Source organism: Pseudomonas sp. FG35, from assembly GCF_057809295.1.
In genome coordinates this window covers 53,562-70,919 of the sequence record NZ_JBMDJR010000012.1, presented here as the reverse complement: position 1 = coordinate 70,919, position 17,358 = coordinate 53,562, and the positions used below count along the sequence as shown (strand labels likewise).

The 17,358-nt window shown below is 60.3% G+C and carries 18 protein-coding genes; 8 read left to right on the top strand and 10 right to left on the bottom strand.

Annotation, left to right across the window (positions count from 1 at the left end; all coding sequences use genetic code 11):
• Positions 1-6: 6 nt before the first annotated feature.
• Together ACODTD_RS22115 and ACODTD_RS22110 are read right to left on the bottom strand one after the other, a co-directional pair.
• Positions 7-2,229, bottom strand: coding sequence for a polysaccharide biosynthesis tyrosine autokinase (locus tag ACODTD_RS22115; protein WP_221614309.1), 2,223 nt, complete (start codon positions 2,227-2,229; stop codon positions 7-9).
• Between the two features lie 38 nt (positions 2,230-2,267).
• Positions 2,268-2,708: a low molecular weight protein-tyrosine-phosphatase gene (locus tag ACODTD_RS22110; protein ID WP_011335170.1), complete on the bottom strand. Its 441-nt coding sequence runs from the start codon at positions 2,706-2,708 to the stop codon at positions 2,268-2,270.
• 290 nt (positions 2,709-2,998) lie between these two features.
• On the opposite strand from ACODTD_RS22110, the gene ACODTD_RS22105 reads away from it, so the two are divergent.
• On the top strand, positions 2,999-3,943 hold the full coding sequence (locus ACODTD_RS22105) for a glycosyl hydrolase family 5 (protein WP_489105202.1): 945 nt from the start codon (positions 2,999-3,001) through the stop codon (positions 3,941-3,943).
• 188 nt (positions 3,944-4,131) lie between these two features.
• A complete protein-coding gene (tal, locus tag ACODTD_RS22100; RefSeq protein WP_011335172.1) occupies positions 4,132-5,058 on the top strand; it encodes a transaldolase in 927 nt (308 codons plus the stop codon).
• Positions 5,059-5,131: 73 nt separating this feature from the next.
• On the opposite strand, the gene rssC is transcribed toward tal, so the two are convergent.
• From rssC to ACODTD_RS22085, 3 genes are all read right to left on the bottom strand, one after another.
• Entirely contained in the window at positions 5,132-5,614 is a 483-nt protein-coding gene (gene rssC / locus ACODTD_RS22095) for an anti-sigma factor antagonist RssC (protein ID WP_003226553.1), read from the bottom strand.
• The gene (gene rssB / locus ACODTD_RS22090; protein WP_041475374.1) at positions 5,614-6,795 is read right to left on the bottom strand and encodes a two-component system response regulator RssB; all 1,182 of its coding nucleotides are present in this window, start codon (positions 6,793-6,795) and stop codon (positions 5,614-5,616) included. Before rssB ends, rssC begins: the two co-directional genes overlap by 1 nt.
• Positions 6,796-7,117: 322 nt before the next feature.
• On the bottom strand, positions 7,118-7,807 hold the full coding sequence (locus ACODTD_RS22085) for an MlaA family lipoprotein (RefSeq protein WP_011335174.1): 690 nt from the start codon (positions 7,805-7,807) through the stop codon (positions 7,118-7,120).
• Between the two features lie 186 nt (positions 7,808-7,993).
• Here ACODTD_RS22085 and pcrP point away from each other — a divergent pair, with 186 nt between their 5' ends.
• Both pcrP and ACODTD_RS22075 read left to right on the top strand, forming a co-directional pair.
• The gene (gene pcrP / locus ACODTD_RS22080; RefSeq protein ID WP_011335175.1) at positions 7,994-8,614 is read left to right on the top strand and encodes an HAD superfamily inactivated hydrolase PcrP; all 621 of its coding nucleotides are present in this window, start codon (positions 7,994-7,996) and stop codon (positions 8,612-8,614) included.
• Between the two features lie 108 nt (positions 8,615-8,722).
• The gene (locus ACODTD_RS22075; protein ID WP_011335176.1) at positions 8,723-8,986 is read left to right on the top strand and encodes a DUF4404 family protein; all 264 of its coding nucleotides are present in this window, start codon (positions 8,723-8,725) and stop codon (positions 8,984-8,986) included.
• Between the two features lie 64 nt (positions 8,987-9,050).
• Here ACODTD_RS22075 and queF read toward each other — a convergent pair whose 3' ends face one another.
• Positions 9,051-9,881, bottom strand: coding sequence for an NADPH-dependent 7-cyano-7-deazaguanine reductase QueF (gene queF, locus ACODTD_RS22070; RefSeq protein WP_011335177.1), 831 nt, complete (start codon positions 9,879-9,881; stop codon positions 9,051-9,053).
• A gap of 61 nt (positions 9,882-9,942) precedes the next feature.
• Complete coding sequence (gene copI / locus ACODTD_RS22065; protein WP_011335178.1) at positions 9,943-10,476, bottom strand: copper-resistant cuproprotein CopI; 534 nt, start codon at positions 10,474-10,476, stop codon at positions 9,943-9,945.
• Between the two features lie 154 nt (positions 10,477-10,630).
• On the opposite strand from copI, the gene ACODTD_RS22060 reads away from it, so the two are divergent.
• Together ACODTD_RS22060 and ACODTD_RS22055 are read left to right on the top strand one after the other, a co-directional pair.
• Positions 10,631-11,311, top strand: a complete 681-nt coding sequence (locus ACODTD_RS22060; protein ID WP_011335179.1) for a heavy metal response regulator transcription factor — start codon at positions 10,631-10,633, stop codon at positions 11,309-11,311.
• Positions 11,311-12,651: a heavy metal sensor histidine kinase gene (locus ACODTD_RS22055; protein ID WP_221614307.1), complete on the top strand. Its 1,341-nt coding sequence runs from the start codon at positions 11,311-11,313 to the stop codon at positions 12,649-12,651. Before ACODTD_RS22060 ends, ACODTD_RS22055 begins: the two co-directional genes overlap by 1 nt.
• A 29-nt stretch (positions 12,652-12,680) precedes the next feature.
• Here the strand turns inward: ACODTD_RS22055 and ACODTD_RS22050 are convergent, their stop codons facing one another.
• From ACODTD_RS22050 to ACODTD_RS22040, 3 genes are all read right to left on the bottom strand, one after another.
• A complete protein-coding gene (locus tag ACODTD_RS22050; protein ID WP_011335181.1) occupies positions 12,681-13,925 on the bottom strand; it encodes a lipoprotein-releasing ABC transporter permease subunit in 1,245 nt (414 codons plus the stop codon).
• Between the two features lie 63 nt (positions 13,926-13,988).
• Positions 13,989-14,672 carry a lipoprotein-releasing ABC transporter ATP-binding protein LolD gene (lolD, locus tag ACODTD_RS22045; RefSeq protein ID WP_162831788.1) on the bottom strand — a complete coding sequence of 228 codons (684 nt, stop codon included), beginning with the start codon at positions 14,670-14,672 and terminating at the stop codon, positions 13,989-13,991.
• 7 nt (positions 14,673-14,679) lie between these two features.
• On the bottom strand, positions 14,680-15,930 hold the full coding sequence (locus ACODTD_RS22040; protein WP_011335182.1) for a lipoprotein-releasing ABC transporter permease subunit: 1,251 nt from the start codon (positions 15,928-15,930) through the stop codon (positions 14,680-14,682).
• 94 nt (positions 15,931-16,024) lie between these two features.
• Here ACODTD_RS22040 and ACODTD_RS22035 point away from each other — a divergent pair, with 94 nt between their 5' ends.
• On the top strand, positions 16,025-16,606 hold the full coding sequence (locus tag ACODTD_RS22035) for a PilZ domain-containing protein (RefSeq protein WP_011335183.1): 582 nt from the start codon (positions 16,025-16,027) through the stop codon (positions 16,604-16,606).
• A gap of 14 nt (positions 16,607-16,620) precedes the next feature.
• A complete protein-coding gene (locus ACODTD_RS22030) occupies positions 16,621-17,343 on the top strand; it encodes a glycerophosphodiester phosphodiesterase (RefSeq protein WP_039772788.1) in 723 nt (240 codons plus the stop codon).
• Positions 17,344-17,358: the final 15 nt, after the last annotated feature.

Below are 17,358 nucleotides of genomic sequence, written 5' to 3'. Positions count from 1 at the left end.
TGAGATTCAGGACTGGTCGGACGCGTATTCGTAGTTGTAATAACTGCCATTGCCGTAATAGCTGGCCGCACGCTTCTCGACGCCGTTGAACACCGCGCCCTTCAACTCGATACCGTTCTGAGCGAAACGCCGGATCGTCATCTCGATCTCTTTGGCCGGGTTCACCCCGAACCGCGCGACGATCAGACTGATGCCGGCTTCGCGACCGACAATCGCCGCATCGGTCACCGCCAGCAGCGGTGGCGTGTCGATGATCACCACGTCATAGCGCTCGCTGAGTTGCGCCAAAAGGTCGCGGAAATTCGCGTGCATCAACAGTTCGGAAGGGTTGGGCGGAACCTGGCCACGGCTGATGAAGTGCAGGTTGTCGACCTCGACCTTGTTGATCGCCTGATCGAGGGTGCAGCGCTTGACCAGCAGATCCGACAAGCCGTTGGTGATCGGCGTGTTCAGCGTCTTGTGCAGATGACCCTTGCGCATGTCGGCGTCGATCAGCACCACGCGCTGCCCGCTCTGGGCCATGACCGCCGCGAGGTTGGAAGAGACGAAGGTCTTGCCGACCTGCGGGCTCGGGCCGGAAATCATGATGCGGTTGTTGGTCGAATCCAGTGCGGCGAAGTGCAGGCAGGTGCGCAGGCTACGGATCGATTCGATGGACAGGTCCGTCGGGTTGCGCAGGGCCAGCAGATACGCCGGCGTGTCCGCCGCAACTTTGGCCCGGACTTTTTTGCTGTCCTCTTCCTGTTGCAGGGCGCTGTAGGGAATCGACGCGTAGACCGGCAAGCCGAGCTGTTCGATGGCTTCCGGCCCTTCCAGGCCCTTGCTCAGGGATTTGCGCAACAACACCAGCGCCACGCCGACGAAGGCGCCGAGGAAAGTGGCGATCAACACGATCAGGGCTTTTTTCGGTTTGACCGGGCTGGTCAGGTCGACGTCCGCCGTATCCACCAGACGCACGTTACCCACGGCACCGGCGCGAATGATGTCCAGCTCCTGGGATTTGTTCAGCAACTGGGTGTAGATCTGCGAAGCGACTTCGACATCGCGGGTCAGGTTGAGCAGTTCCTGCTGCGTGGCCGGCAGGTCCTGAACCTTGCCTTCCAGCGAGCGCTGTTGCTGGGTCAATTCGCCAATCTGGGTCATCAGCGCGCGGTAGGCCGGGTGCTGTTTGGTGAACTTGCGATCCATCTCCGCCTGTTGCAGTTTCAGCTCGGAAATCCGCGTTTCGAGCGCCACGGACTGGCCGAGCACCGATTGGGTTTCCAGCGAGATGTTCACGGTCTTGCCGTGGGTCTGATAGGCGTTGAGCGCATCGCTGGCCTTGGCCAGATCGCGTTTGACCTGCGGCAACTGGCTTTGCAGGAAGGCCAGGCTCTGCGCCGCTTCGGCCGAGGTGCGGCGCACGTTCTGATCGACGTACAGCGAAGCGATCTTGTTGAGGATCTTCACCGCTTCGGCGGCGTCGCTGCTGGCCAGGGCCAGACGGATGATCCCCGATTCCTTGCCTTGCTCGGAGATGTCCAGCGCGTCCTGATAACCCTGAATGGTCACGATTCGTGGGTAGCGCACCACTTCGAAACGGGTCCCGGGGTTGGCCAACAGCTGCGTGATCTGCCCTTCTACGCCGTCCTGGGCGAAGGCTTCGCCCGCCACACCGTCGACCAGCAGGTTGTCGTTGTCGTCCAACAGCTGAAAGCGATGCTGCTCGCCGGCAATCAGGGTGAGCTTCTTGCCCAGCAATTCCTTGGGCAGATTGAGCTTGGCAAACTCCAGGCGTTCACCGCCCCAGGCGTAGCTGCTCAGGCCGAAACGCGGCGGCGCGACGCTGAGTTCGGTCTCGCCGCGATAACGCCGGGAAAGAAAGCCGCCAATCAGCGGAAAGGTGTTGGGGGTGACGTCGATGTCCAGGCGCAGGTCGTCGACTGTCTTGCCGATTACCGCGCGGGATTTGATGATGCCGATTTCGGTCACCGACGGCGATTGCCCGCCGAGCATGCTGTTGAGGTCGGAAAAACCGAGCATGTCGTTCTTTTTCGGTTCGACCTGCACCAACGCATTGGCCAGATACACCGGCGTGGCCAAAATCGCATAGGCCACACCGGTCATCATGAAAGCGCCGGTGAACGCACCGATCAACCACTTCTGATCGATCAGGCTGCCGAAGATGCCGAGAAGATCAATACTGTCTTGATCATTTTCACGGGTGCCGATTACTGACGGTAACTGCATAAGTCTTTCTTACCATTCACTGAACTGAAGAATATTCATCAACGCGCCAGGCGTTGCGCCCATGAGCTAACAGCATCTTCAATCAATGCATGGGCATGAATAAAAGCGGCTTGCCCCTGACGATACGGGTCCTGTATTTCTCGTTCGCTCTGCCACTTGCCCAGCAGAAACACTTTGCCCCTGGCGTGAGAGGCAATCTTCAGTACTTGATTAACATGTTGTTTTTCCATCACCAGAATCAGGTCTGATTCATTGACGATGTCCGCTGTCAGTTGCCGCGCCTTGAACCCTTCGGCACTGTGACCGCGTTCTTCCAGCACCTGGCGCGCGGTCGACTCCATGCCTTCGCCAACCCGTGCAGACAAGCCTGCGGAGGTCACGCTGATCGCCGAGGGGGTCAGCGCGTTGCGCAACAGAAGTTCCGCTGTCGGACTTCGGCAGATATTGCCTACGCAAACGACAAGAATCTTTTTGAACAAGGTTTACTTTCCCGTGTAATGTCAATCGGCCAACATGTCTTGCAAATTCGAGTGAACCCGCAAGACCTTCCTTCACTCGGAAATAGATTCACCCTTAATACCGATGCATTAAGTACCACGGCCTCTAAAAGTCTCCCAACCAGAATTACCGGACTAAAAATAACTGTGATTTTCGGGCGAACGTTTTCCGACAAAAAATAACATTCGTGCACTTCACGCCCTCTTCGGCATCGAAATACAGGCAACGAGATAACTATTGGCTAGATGTCATTCTCATCAGGAGAGCCGACATGAAATCAGCACATCTCAAACATCTTGGTGCCGCCGCCCTGTTGATGCTCAGTGCTACCGCGCAGGTTCACGCCAGCGCGCTGTTCCCGTCACTGCCCGCCAGAACCATCGGCGTACAGGTCAAGATCCAGAATTTCGCCCCGGCCGACGCCGAGCAGATCAAAGCGGCCGGATTCAGCTTTGTGCGCTTTGGCGTCTGGAGCGACAGCCTCGGCGCCAAGGCCTATCAGAAACAGATCAGCGATGCGTTTGCGGCGGCTCGCTCCGCCGGCTTGCCGGTCTTGATGACCGTGCGCGCCACCAAGCCGTTGAGCGGCGACCTGGCGACCGCCGGCGAGGCCTTCGCCAACGCGGTAACCGGGCTTGAGCAAAGCTGGAGCGCGCAACTGGTAGGGATCGAAATCTGGAATGAGCCGGACCTCGACACTTACTGGCCCACTGGGGACTTCAAAAACACCTTCGTGCCGTTCATGACGGCCATGTGCAAGACGCTGCAAGGCAAGCCGCAATCGACGCCCCTGGTGGGATTCGGTTTCGCCCGTCCACCGACGGCCGGCTCCGCCTCGACCGTGGCACTCAACAGCATTCTCGGCACGTATCCCGAGTGCCTGGACGCCATTTCCTATCACCCCTACGGCATGACCGCGACGCAGATCAGCAACGCGCAGACCTTCATCCAGCAAAACTTCCGTCTGCCGGGGGTCATCAGTGAATGGGGCGTCTCGGCGCTCGCTTCAAACGGTGGGCCGGAAGGGCAAGCCAGTAAAATCTCCGCGTTCATCGCCGATGTTAAAAAACTCAACATTCCGCTGACGTCGATTTATGAATGGAAGAACAGCGAATCGGGCAGCAACGACCGGGAGAAGAATTTCGGCCTGCTGACCTCCGACGGCCAGCCGAAACCGGCACAGGCGGCGGTCTCGACTCATTTGAACGCCGATTGAGCGGTACAGCGGGTCGGTTGCTTTGAACCTGTGGTCCTTTTTGGCATCGTATTGATCGATAACGCGCCCCGCCTTTCAAACAGCCGTTTTCAGGTTGTTGCCACCGGGGCGCTCGATACGCCGACATGCCCTTGAGTGGCTGTCGGCGCTCGGGTAATGTCACCAGACCCATAGGACAGAGCACGCTCATGACTTCCAAGCTGGAACAACTCAAACAGTTCACCACCGTCGTGGCCGACACCGGCGACTTCGAAGCGATTGCCCGGGTCAAACCGGTCGACGCCACCACCAACCCCTCCCTGCTGCTCAAGGCAGCGGCGATTCCGGCCTACGCCGAACTGCTGAACGCCAGCGTGCGCGACTGCAAGGGCGATGTCGGCCTGGCCAGCGACCGTTTCGGCGTCGCGGTCGGTCAGGAAATCCTTAAAGTGATCCCGGGCCGCATTTCCACTGAAGTGGATGCGCGCCTGTCGTTCGACCAGGACGCGGTGCTCAAGCGCGCCCATCGCCTGATCGAGCTGTATGACAAGGCCGGCGTAGGCCGTGACCGGGTGCTGATCAAAATCGCTTCGACCTGGGAAGGCATCCGCGCCGCCGAGATCCTCGAGAAGGAAGGCATCCAGACCAACCTGACCCTGCTGTTCTCCTTCGCTCAGGCCGCTGCCTGCGCCGATGCCGGCGTGTTCCTGATCTCGCCGTTCGTGGGTCGCATCTACGACTGGTACAAGAAGGCCAACGGCAACGACTACACCGGTGCCGACGATCCGGGCGTACAGTCCGTGACGCGCATCTACAACTACTACAAGGCCAATGACTACAAGACCGTGGTCATGGGTGCGAGCTTCCGCAACCTCAGTCAGATCGAGCAACTGGCCGGCTGCGACCGCCTGACCATCAGCCCGGACCTGATCGAGAAACTGGCGGCCGACACCGGCAAGCTGGAACGCAAACTTGCTCCGGGCCATGCTGGCGAAGCGCGCCTGAGCCTCAACGAAGCGCAATTCCGCTGGTTGTCCAACGAAGACGCGATGGCCACCGAGAAACTGGCCGAAGGCATCCGTCAGTTTGCCCGCGACCAGGAAAAACTCGAGGCGCTGCTGCAAGCCAAGCTGTAATCGGCCGAGCACAAACGCAAAAAGGGCGAACCCTCACAGGTTCGCCCTTTTTTGTGCCTGGCGGATTGATCGATCAATGCCGCTCGAGGGCATTCACCAGGTCATGGAAGGCTTCGCGGTTGGAGTCGTTCAGGCCCATGAGAATCTTGTGCGCTTCGAGCACCTTGATCCGCACCACCTCTTCCGACTGATCCTGATCCGGCAGGTCATCAAGGCATTCCGGGCACGGCACGGGATGATTGACGATATTGAACACCTGCTCGAAACCCATCGACTGCAACAGACGGGTGATGTCCTCGTGGGTGGTGACCACGGTCGGCAGCAGGCCGACCTTCTGCCGCGACAGGATCGACAGCTTGGCCAACAGGCCCAGGGTGGTGCTGTCGATGCTGCGGGTTTCGGTCAAATCGATCACGATCGCGTTGAAATTCAGCGCGGTGAAGATTTTTTCAATAGTCGCATCCAACGCCGAACACAGGGTCAGGCGAACTTCACCGACGAACTTCAGGACGAAGGTGCCGTCCTGCTCGGCGAACTGGATTCTACCGGTACTCATCAAAGATTCCTGCTCAACACCAACAGGGCGATATCATCCGGCATCTCCCCTAGCGTGGCCAATCCAAAAACCTGCCGCAGACCATCCAGGCTGCCGCCCGCCGACTTCACCTTTTGCGGCAAAGCGGCTTCTTTCTCTTTGAGTGTGGGCTCTGGCAAAAGATCCAGAATGCCATCAGACATCAGCGTCAGGCTGAACGTCGGTGGCAGCTCGAGCACGTGGTCTTCGTAGGTGGCTTCGTTGAAAAGCCCCACCGGCAGACCGCGCCCCTCGAGGTAGCGAACACTGTCAGGCGTGTACAACACAGGCAACGGCAGATGGCCGCCGATGCTATAGGTCAACAAACCGGTCTCCTCGTCGATGACTCCACCGACCATTGTGACGTGTTTACCCAGCTTACAACTGATCAGCCCCCGGTTGATATGACCGAGGACTTCCGAAGGCTTGAATTCCGGCAGCGTGCCGTTGCGCTTGGATTCGAACAGCAAGCGCGTGGTCATGAACTTCAGCAGCACGGTGACGAACGCTGAAGAAGCGCCATGACCGGAAACGTCCGCCAGGTAGAACGCCACCCGGCGCTCGTCGACACGGAAATAGTCGACAAAATCACCCGACAGGTACAGCGACGGGATGATCTGGTGCGCGAACCTGAACTCGTCGATGGCCCACGGACTTTCCGGCAGCATGTTCATCTGCACCTGGCGACCGGCGTTCTGGTCCTCCTGGAGCAGGTTCAGGCTGGCTTCGAGTTCGCGGTTGGCCTTTTCCAGTTTCTCGCGGTAGCGCTGGTTTTCCAGCAGCAGGCGCGCACGATCCAGGGCCCGGCGCACGGAATGCTCGAGCACGGCCAGATCTTCGAGAGGCTTGATCAGGTAATCCGCCGCGCCCAGGCGCAGGGCCTCGACCGCGTCGTTCATCACGCCGGCGCCCGAGACCACGATCACCGGTGTCTGCGGTGACCGCTCAGTGACCTGACGGATGAGTTCGAGACCGCCCATCTGCGGCATGCGCAGATCGCAGATGACCAAGTCGGGCGTGTCTTGCTCGAATACCTGAAGACCCTGCTGGCCGTTACTGGCCTGCAAGACGCTGAAACCACTGTCTTCCAAATAGGCCGCGAGGCTCGCGCGCACTACTTCGTCATCATCGATTATCAGCAGCGTGGCACTGGTTTTTGGCATGTGGGCAAACGGCGCCAGAATTAGGTTGGCGTAGCAGGCGGGGCAAAGGCCCGGCACAGACTACTGGATTCGCTTTCTAGCCTCTCTGCTGCACCGCTTCGGAGCGTTCGCCCCGCACACGGTTGCACCAGAGGTGCCCTTCTAAGGCGCAGACGGTACTCCCATCCTTCGAGCGTTTCAAGCATGCGCCGATGGTCGCTTGGAGACTTTGTTTGTCAAATCACTCGCAGTTATAAGAACGGCTTCAACCGTAACCCAATCATTGGACGCGCCCACAAAAAAGGCGACCTCGCGGCCGCCCTTTCATACCGATCAACCGAGATCAGAAATCGTCTTCGACCTGCCCGTCCTTGACCTTGAACTCGCGGTTCTGCAGGTAGGCGTTGCGGATGAAGGTGTACTTGTCGCCGCTGATCAGCTTCTCGCTCGACAGCAGGCTGGCGCGGGTATCAACGATGTTCAGGCCGAAAATCGAGTTACGCACCGGCACATCGTTGATGTAGCGGTACGGGCCGGTGAAGCTGTCGACGTACTTGGACGGCGCGTCGCGCAGGGTACTCGGGCCCATCAGTGGCAGCATCACGTAAGGACCGCTGCCGACGCCCCAGTAGCCGAGGGTCTGGCCGAAGTCTTCGTCGCTGCGGTTCAGGCCCATTTTGGTGCCGACGTCGAAGAATCCGAGCAGGCCGAAGGTGGTGTTGAAGATCAGGCGCGCGGTGTCGACGCCAGCCGCAGCCGGTTTGGCCTGAAGAATGTTGTTCGCCAGGTTGGTGACATCACCGACGTTGCGGAACATGTTGTGGATGCCGTCTTCCAGGAATTGCGGAGTAACAAATTCGTAGCCCTGCGCCAGCGGCTTCAGCGCATAGGTGTCGACGAAATCGTTGAACTGGAAGATCGGACGGTTGACGCTTTCCCAAGGGTCTTCTTCCGTTGCGGCTTGAGCGGCGAACGGCACCAGCATCACGCTGGCACATACACAAAGCTGAGCAAGAGGATGGCTCCAGCGCATAGAAAACTCCTTGGATAGTACGGACGCAGCACCTGGGCCGCGGCGATTAGTGCGTCAGTATAAGACGGAAACGGCACTTTAGGCAGTTCCCCCGGTGAAACCCTCTGTAGGACGCTTCGTCACTGGCCTGTCATGCAACTGTCACCGATGTTGCCTAGCCTGATCGCTATTTCAGGGACGTTTTCCATGCCTCAAGCCGAAGCCTTGCCCCTCGCGGCACCGACGCTGACCGCCGTGCTGTTCGGACTCAGCGGCTGTCTGGTGGACTTCGGCGCTCGCGCCCGTCATCACACCAGCGTCGGCCCGGAACACGCCGACGTCACACCCGGCGCCCTGGACAGCCTGCGCAGCCTGCAGCGCCAGCAAATTCCCTGCGCCTGGCTGGATGAGTTGTCTGCAAGCTTCACTCAAGTGCTGTCATCCACACTGCCTGACTGGATAAAACCGTCGCAACATTCGGCAACAATCAATCCATGGCCGGCGCCCAACGCCTGCTGGCAAGCGCTGATGGGCTTGAATGTCGGTTGCCTCGACGGTTGCGTGCTGGTCAGCGGCGAGCCGCGCTTGCTGCAATCGGGCCTGAATGCCGGGTTGTGGACCATCGGCCTGGCGTCCTGCGGCTCGCTGTGCGGCCTGGCGCCAAGCGAATGGCAGGCCCTGAGCCAGAAAGAACGCGAACAGCTGCGCGGCAAGGCGACGGTGCAGCTGTTCGGCCTGGGCGTGCACTCGGTGATCGATCATCTGGGCGAACTCGACACTTGTCTGGCGGACATCAACCTGCGCCGCCTCAAAGGCGAAAAGCCCTGACCGGGATCATGCAGGTTGGCCAAGAGTGGATTAGTCTTAAGGAGAGCCATAGACCTTTGGCGCACGGCTGCGGTCTATGCCAGTGCCTCTCGATAAAAGGAAACAACCATGCCCGCTCAAGAACTGCAGAAACAGCTCAATGCCCTGCGCGAGCAACTGGATCAAAATCCTCCGCTGACCGAAGCCGAGCGCGCTGATCTACATGCCCTGATGAAACAGATCGAACTGGAACTTGAACTGGAAACCAAAACCAAGGACTCCAACATTGCCGATGGTGTGAACCTGGCCGTTGAGCGCTTTGAAGTTGATCACCCCACCATCGCCGGCACACTGCGCAACATCATGAATTCCCTGGTCAGCATGGGCATCTGAGACCCCGCGAATGCAAAAAAGCCCTGCCATCACTGGCAGGGCTTTTTCATGTCCGCGAGGCGGGTTACTGACGAACCAGACGGTGGTTCGGCAGTTGCACGCTTTCAGTGCTGCGGTACGGGTTGATGTCCAGCCCGCCCCGGCGCACGTAACGCGCAAACACCGTGAGCTTTTCCGGTTTCAGCAGGCGCTGCAGGTCGAGGAAGATCCGCTCCACGCACTGCTCGTGGAAGTCCGAGTGCTGACGGAAGCTGACGATGTACTCCAGCAAACTGGCGTGATCCAGCGCCGCGCCACGGTATTCCACCACCACGCTGCCCCAGTCCGGCTGACTGGTCACCGGGCAGTTGGATTTGAGCAGATGGCTGTGCACGCTCTCCTCCACCACCCGCGAATCGTCGCAGCGCAGCAGCTCAGGACGCGGGTGTTCGTAGTCACTGACGCTGATATCCAGATCGTCGATGCACACGCCCGGCAGCGCCACAACGCCTTCGGCTTCGACGTCTTTCAGGCTGCGGACGCGCACGCCCACCGGTTTGCCGGCAGCAGCGGACAAATCCTTGACCAGCGTCGCTTCCAGGCTCGCGGTGTCGGCGAACGGCGTCTGGTTCAGCGAGTTCAAGTACAGCTTGAACGACTTGGATTCGATGATGTTCGGCGAATCCGCCGGAATGCTGAATTCACCGATCGCCACCACCGGTTTACCCGACGGCAGCAGCCACGACAGTTCGAAGCAGTTCCAGAAATCCACGCCTTTATACGGCAGGGTCTCGGCGGTCAGGCCCAATTCGGCCCATTTCGCGGTGCGCGGGATCGGGAACAGCAGGGACGGCGTGTACGTGGCGATGTATTCGCTGGATTTGCCCAGCGGCGAATGTTCGGCTGCGGGATGCATGGCGGAAACCTGACTGAAGAATCAGCGGATTCTACCAGCCTTTGCTTCCGCCTTTGAGTGCTTACTGACTGACAGTCAGTTTGCCGACCATTCCCGCTTGGTAATGCCCGGGAATATTGCAGGCAAACTCCAGGTTCACCGCTTTGCTGAAGGTCCAGGTCAACTCGGCGGTCTTGCCCGGTTCGACAAGCACGCTGTTGGGGTCGTCGTGCTTCATGCCATGGCCCATTGCGGCGTGATCCATGCCCGCCATGTCGTGGGACATTTCCTTCATGCCGGTCGGCGTCAGCATGCCGCTTTGTTGCATCTGCAACATTTCCTGCTGGTGCTTGGCATGCATCGTTGCGTCGCCGAGGTTGAATTCGTGCAACAACTGGCCTTTATTCACAAGCACAAAACGAACGGTCTCACCGGCCTTGATCTCGATCGCCTTCGGATCGAAGCTCATGTCGCCCATCACCACTTCAATGCTGCGGGTGGCCTTGGCCGCCGGGGCCGGCTGGCCGAAGTCATAGGTGTGCGCCGGCGACGCCCACAGCGGCGAACTCAGCGCCAGCAGACACGCGGCAAGGGCCAGACGGTTGCGCAAAAACATAGTCGTACTCCAATAAATCAAGGTTCAGCCTGTGGGAAACTCTAGCCCGCCTGCGCTGGCAGCGACCTGACAGAGAGATTACAACTTTGTCAGTTTGGCGCTCACCGCGTGAGCCCACGGTATAACGTCCTCGTTCCCGCTACCCGAGTTGCCCATGAAACTGCTGATCGTCGAAGACCAACCCAAAACCGGCCAGTACCTGCGCCAGGGCCTGACCGAGGCCGGTTTCAACACCGAACTGGTGGCCGACGGCACCACCGGCCAGCAATTGGCGTTGAGTGGCGACTATGCGCTGCTGATCCTCGATGTGATGCTGCCCGGACGCAATGGCTGGCAGATCCTGCAGGCGGTGCGCAGCGCCGGCCTGGAAACACCGATCCTGTTTTTGACCGCCAAGGACACCGTGGAAGATAGGGTTCACGGCCTCGAACTGGGCGCCGACGACTACCTGGTCAAACCGTTCGCTTTCTCCGAACTGCTGGCGCGGGTGCGCAGCCTGTTACGCCGCGGCAGTTCCACGCCCCAGGAAACCAGCCTGCGCCTAGCCGATCTGAGCCTGGATCTGATCCGCCGCCGGGTCGAACGCAGCGGTCAACGCATCGACCTCACCGCCAAAGAGTTCGCCCTGCTGGAAATGCTCCTGCGCCGTCAGGGCGAAGTGCTGCCCAAGTCACTGATCGCCTCGCAGGTCTGGGACATGAACTTCGACAGCGACACCAATGTGATCGAAGTGGCGATTCGTCGACTGCGCCTGAAGATCGATGACGACTTCCCCAACAAGCTGATCCACACCGTACGCGGCATGGGTTACGTCCTTGAAGAGCGTGCCGACTGATGCGCCGACTGTCCTTGAGCGGCCGATTGGTGCTGTTGTTCGCCGGCTGCACCGCAGTGGTTTCGCTGGTCGCCGGGGTGGTGTTCAATCGGGCCAGCGAAGGCCACTTCATCGAACTCGACCAGCAATTGCTCGAAGGAAAACTGCTCAGCGTGCGTCAGACGCTGCGCAGCGGTAGCGACGCCGCGCACATCACCGATGAATTGAGCCAACAGGGCGATGTTTCGTTGCGTATCAGCAGCTCTGAGGGGCAGCGCTGGTTCGGTCGCTCGTTGCATACCCCGGCGAATCTGCCGCAACAGCCCGGCCTGGCCACCATCAACGACAACGGCACCGACTATCGCCTGCTCAACGCCGCGCTTGAACCGGGAAAACCCGATTCCCCGCAATTGACCTTGCTGCTGGACATCACCCACCACCAGCACTTCCTGCAACGCATGCAGCATCTGATCTGGCTGACCGTCGGCCTGTCGGCGCTGGCCACTGCGCTGCTCGGCGCCTGGGCTGCCCGCAGCGGTCTTCGCCCGTTACGCCGCATGAGTGCGGTCGCCCGGGGGATTTCGGCGCAATCGCTGAATGCCCGACTGCCGGACGCACGGATGCCTGCAGAACTCGCGGAATTGGCCCACAGCTTCAACGCCATGCTCGGACGCCTCGATGACTCCTTTCAGCGGCTGTCAGCGTTTTCCGCCGACATCGCCCATGAACTGCGCACCCCATTGTCAAACCTGCTGACTCAAACTCAGGTCACCCTGACCCGCCCTCGCCCCCTCGAAGACTATCGCGAGGCACTGCACAGCAACCTCGAAGAGCTGCAATGGATGGCGCAGTTGGTGAACGACATGCTTTATCTGGCCAAGGCTGACCACGGCTTGCTGGTGCCCAAGCGTGAACCGCTGGAGCTGGCGGAAGAAGCCGATGCGTTGCTGGAGTTTTTTGCGCCGCTGGCCGAAGACGCTCAGGTCAGCCTCAGCCGTGACGGTGCGGGGCGGTTCGAGGGTGATCGCGCGATGTTGCGTCGGGCGCTGTCGAATCTGCTGGATAACGCGTTGCGCTTTACCCCGGCCGCCGGCGAAGTGCGTGTAAAGGTGGTCGAGCAGGCGAAATTCTTGAGCGTGACTGTGGAGAACAGTGGTGAGGGGATTTCTGCCGAGTTGTTGCCGCGCTTGTTCGACCGCTTCTACCGGGCGGATCCGGCGCGCCAGGAAGGCAGCAGCGAGCATGCGGGATTGGGGCTGGCGATCACTCAGTCGATCATCCGGGCCCATGGCGGGCAGATTCATTGCGAATCGGCTCAGGGCTGGACGCGGTTTGTGATTGAGTTGCCGAAAAACGATTGAGGCCGGCAATGCCGGCCTCAATGGGGAACTTACGAATAGCGCAATGCGTGCGCCGGTTCGATCTTCGCCGCCCGCCAGGCCGGGTAAACCGTGGCCAGGAAGCTGAGGATAAAGCCCGCCGAGCAGATCAGCAGCACGTCACCGCCCTGCAATTCCGATGGCAGGTTGCTGACGAAATACACGTCCGAACTGAAGATGTGCTGCCCGGTCACTCGCTCGACCCAGCCCACCATCTCACTGACGTTCAGCGCGGCAATCACACCCAGCACGCCACCGATGATGGTGCCGACGATACCGATCACCGTGCCCTGCACCATGAAGATCGCCATGATCTGCCGTGGCGTGGCGCCGATGGTGCGCAGGATCGCGATATCCGCGCCCTTGTCGTTCACCACCATGATCAGGGTCGCGATGATGTTGAACGCCGCCACCGCGACGATCATCAGCAGCAACAGGCCGATCATGGTTTTTTCCATCTTCATCGCACTGAACAGGCTGCCCTGGGTGTGGGTCCAGTCGTCAGCCTTGAAATCGGCGCCGAGACCGGAGGCAATGTCCGAGGAAACCTTCGGTGCGGCGTACAGATCCTTCACCGCCAGACGCACGCTCTGCACCTGATTCGGCTCCCAGTGCTGCATGGTCGCGGCGTCGGAGACGTGGATCAGGCCCATGGAACCGTCGAGTTCGGCACCGACCTTGAACACGCCGACCACATTCAGACGCTGCATGCGCGGGGTGATGCCGCCCGGTGCGGTGCTGACTTCCGGCACGATCAGGGTGATCTTGTCGCCGACGTTGAGGCGGAAACGCCGAGCGGTGATTTCGCCGAGCACTACGCCGAATTCGCCCGGTTTCAAGGCATCGAGACGGCCTTGAACAATATGTTGGGCAACGATCGACACCTTGCCTTCCTGAGCCGGATCGACGCCGCTGATCTGGATCGGCTGCATCATGCCCTTGTAGGACAGCATGCCTTCCATCTCGGTGAACGGCACGGCGGCGGTCACTTCCGGATTCTTCATCGCGGCGGCAGCGACTGGCTGCCAGTCGTCGATCGGCTTGACGCCGACGATGGTCGCGTGAGGCACCATGCCAAGGATGCGCGAGCTCATTTCGCGCTGGAAGCCGTTCATCACCGACAGGACCACGATCATCGCCAGCACGCCGAGGGCGAGGCCGATCATCGAGGTCATCGAAATGAACGAAACAAAGCGATTGCGGCGCTTGGCGCGGGTATAGCGCGTGCCGATAAAGATCGATAACGGTCTGAACATTCGCTGGGGCACCGTATAAAAATAAAAGACCCGATGCCTTTTCAGGCACCGGGTTTCAAGCCGTCAGATGGGGGTCAGGCAACCTTCCTGCAGCTGCAGGACGCGGTCCATCTGGCGAGCCAGGTTCATGTCGTGAGTCACCACCAGAAACGCCGTGCGCATCGACGTGCTGAGTTCCAGCATCAGATCCTGAATGCCCTCAGCGGTGTGGGAGTCTAGGTTGCCGGTCGGCTCGTCGAGCATCACCAGTCCTGGATTGTTGACCAGCGCACGGGCGATGGCCACACGCTGGCGTTCGCCACCGGACAGCTCCGCCGGTTTGTGTTCCAGGCGATGGCCCAGGCCCACTCGCTCCAGCAACGCCGTGGCACGCTGACGGGCTTCCGGGATCGCGGTCTTGCCGATCAGCAGCGGCATGCAGACGTTTTCCAGCGCGGTGAATTCCGGCAGCAAGTGGTGGAACTGGTACACGAACCCGAGGGCACGGTTACGCAGCAGGCCACGCTTTTTCTCGCTCAGCGCCGACAGTTCTTCACCGTCGAGCCAGACACCGCCCTTGGTCGGCGTGTCGAGACCGCCCAACAGGTTGAGCAAGGTACTTTTGCCCGAACCGGACTTGCCGACGATCGCCACCCGCTCGCCTGGATGCAGTTCCAGTTGCAGGTTGGCCAGCACTTCCACCGACTCCGGGCCTTCCTCGTAGGATTTGCCCAGGTTGCGGCAGCTCAAGATTGCTTTTTCACTCATGCCCGACTCACTCATAACGTAGCGCCTCCGCCGGCTGGGTGCGCGCGGCACGCCAGGCTGGATACAGGGTGGCGAGGAAACTCAGGACCAACGCAGCGGCGCAGACCATGACCACGTCCTGGCTCTGCACCTGCGACGGCAGGTAATCGATGAAATACACGTCGGCGTTGAGGAATTTGTGTCCGATCACGCCTTCGAGGGCCGAAATCGCGGCGCTGACGTTGAGCGCGGCGAAGATCCCGACCACGGCGCCGATGGCCGTGCCGACCACGCCGATCACCGTGCCTTGCACCATGAACGTGCGCATGATCGTGCCCGGTGTGGCGCCCAGTGTGCGCAGAATGGCGATGTCGCCCTTCTTGTCGTTCACCACCATCACCAGCGTGGAAATGATGTTGAACGCCGCCACGGCGACGATCAGCAGCAACAGCAGGCCGATCATGGCTTTTTCCATGCGGATCGCCTGATACAGGTTGCCGTGGGTACGGGTCCAGTCGCGGGCGTAGTAACGGTCCTCGCCGAGGCGCTGGGCGATGTTCCACGCTTCACGCGGCGCCTGGAACAGATCGTCGAACTTCAGACGCAGACCCTGTACCTGATCAGGCTTCCAGCGGTGCATCTTCGCCAGATCCTGCAGGTTGGTGACGCCCAGATAGCCGTCCAGCTCGCCGGCGCCGACATGGAAGATGCCGACCACAGTGAAGCGCTTCATGCGCGGGAACATCCCGGCCGGGGTCACACTGACTTCCGGTGCGACGAAGGTGATCTTGTCACCGATGCCTACGCCGAGCTTGGTCGCGGCCTTGTCGCCGATCACGATGCCGAAGCTGCCCGGCGTCAGATCGTCGAGTTTGCCCTGCTTCATGAAGTTGTCGATGATCGAGACGTTGCGCTCCAGCGCAGGGTCGATGGCATTGAGCAACACCTTGGACACCTGGCCGTTGTTGGTCAGCAACCCCTGCATCTGGGTGAAAGGCGCGACGGCCGCCACCTGCGGGTTCTGCTTGACCTTGGCGGCCAGGCTCGGCCAGTCGTTGATGGCTTCACCGGACTCGATGGTCGCGTGGGGCACCATGCCCAGCACGCGGGTGCGCATCTCATGATCGAAGCCGTTCATCACCGACAGCACCACGATCATCACGACCACGCCAAGGGCGAGCCCGATCATCGAAGTCAGGGAAATGAATGACACAAAATGATTGCGACGCTTTGCACGGGTATAACGCGTGCCGATAAATACGAAGAGAGGTCTGAACATGTCGGGGCTTGTTCGGAGGGAAAAGGAACGTCCTTGTGGCGGGGGTCGATAACCAGCTTTACACTCAGACCACCGCCGCTACCATGGGTTCGCCATGTCGACATTAGATGAAGAAGATCGCCGCGAATACTACCGTATCGAGGACACGATCGCACTGGAAATTCGGCCCCTGTCCGCTCCCGAAGCCGCAGGCCAGGAAGTGTTGCAGGATGCTTCTCCACTGTTCAACCTGCTCAGCGAACTGCACCTGAGCGAATTCGAGTCGCAGCACCTGCTGCGCCAGATCAGTGAACGCGACCGCGCCATCGCGGCGTTCCTGAAATCCCAGAACAAACGCATCGACCTGCTCAGCCAGGTGGTCGCCCTGACCGTGCTCGGCCATATCGGCGAGCCGCAACCGGTGATCATCTCCGAGGGCGGCATCGACTTTCAGCACCCTACCCCGATCGCCAGCGGCGCCCACCTGTCGGTAAAACTGGTGCTGATGCCTCAGGCGCTTGGCCTGTTGTTGCGTGCCCGCGTGACCCATTGCGACCGCAAGGGCGACGGCTACGACGTCGGCACCGAGTTCGAACACCTGACCGACGCCCAGCGCCAGTTGCTCGCCCGCTATATCTTGCAGAAGCAGGCCCAGGAACGACGCCTGGCCCGCGAACAGAACGAATCAGGCATCTAAATTAAGGAAGAACCGTGACCCTTATCTACGGCCACCGCGGCGCCAAGGGCGAAGCACCGGAAAACACCCTGAGCAGTTTTCAGGAATGTCTCAAGCACGGCGTTCGCCGTTGCGAGCTGGACCTGCACCTGTCCAAGGACGGCGAGCTGATGGTCATCCACGACCCGACCCTCAAGCGCACCACCGACCGGCGCGGCAAGGTAGTCGAGCACACCGCCGCCGAGCTGGTGACCTACGACGCGCGCAAGGGCGGTCCGGGCTGGATCAAGCCATGCCCGATTCCAACGCTGGAAGAACTGTTCGAAAAGTGTGATTTCGAGCACTGGCAGCTGGAAGTCAAAAGCGCTTCTCGCACCCGCGCCGCGACCACCGTGCTGGCGATCCGTGAAATGGCAGTCAGACACGGGCTGCTCGACAAAGTGACAATCACCTCGAGTTCGCGGGAAGTGTTGAAGGCTGCACTGGATCTGGTGCCCGACGTATCGCGCGGCCTGGTGGCCGAATACGCCTGGCTCGACCCGTTGAAGGTCGCACAGAGTTACGGTTGCGAGATTCTGGCGTTGAACTGGACGCTGTGTACGCCGGAACGCCTGCAAAAGGCGCAGCGTCAGGGGCTGCATGTGTCGGTGTGGACCGTCAACGAGCCTGCGCTGATGCGCAGACTCGCCGACTTCGGCGTTGACAGCCTGATTACAGACTTTCCCGGTTTGGCCACTGCCACCCTCGGGAATTGCTGAAATCGGTCTCCCCGG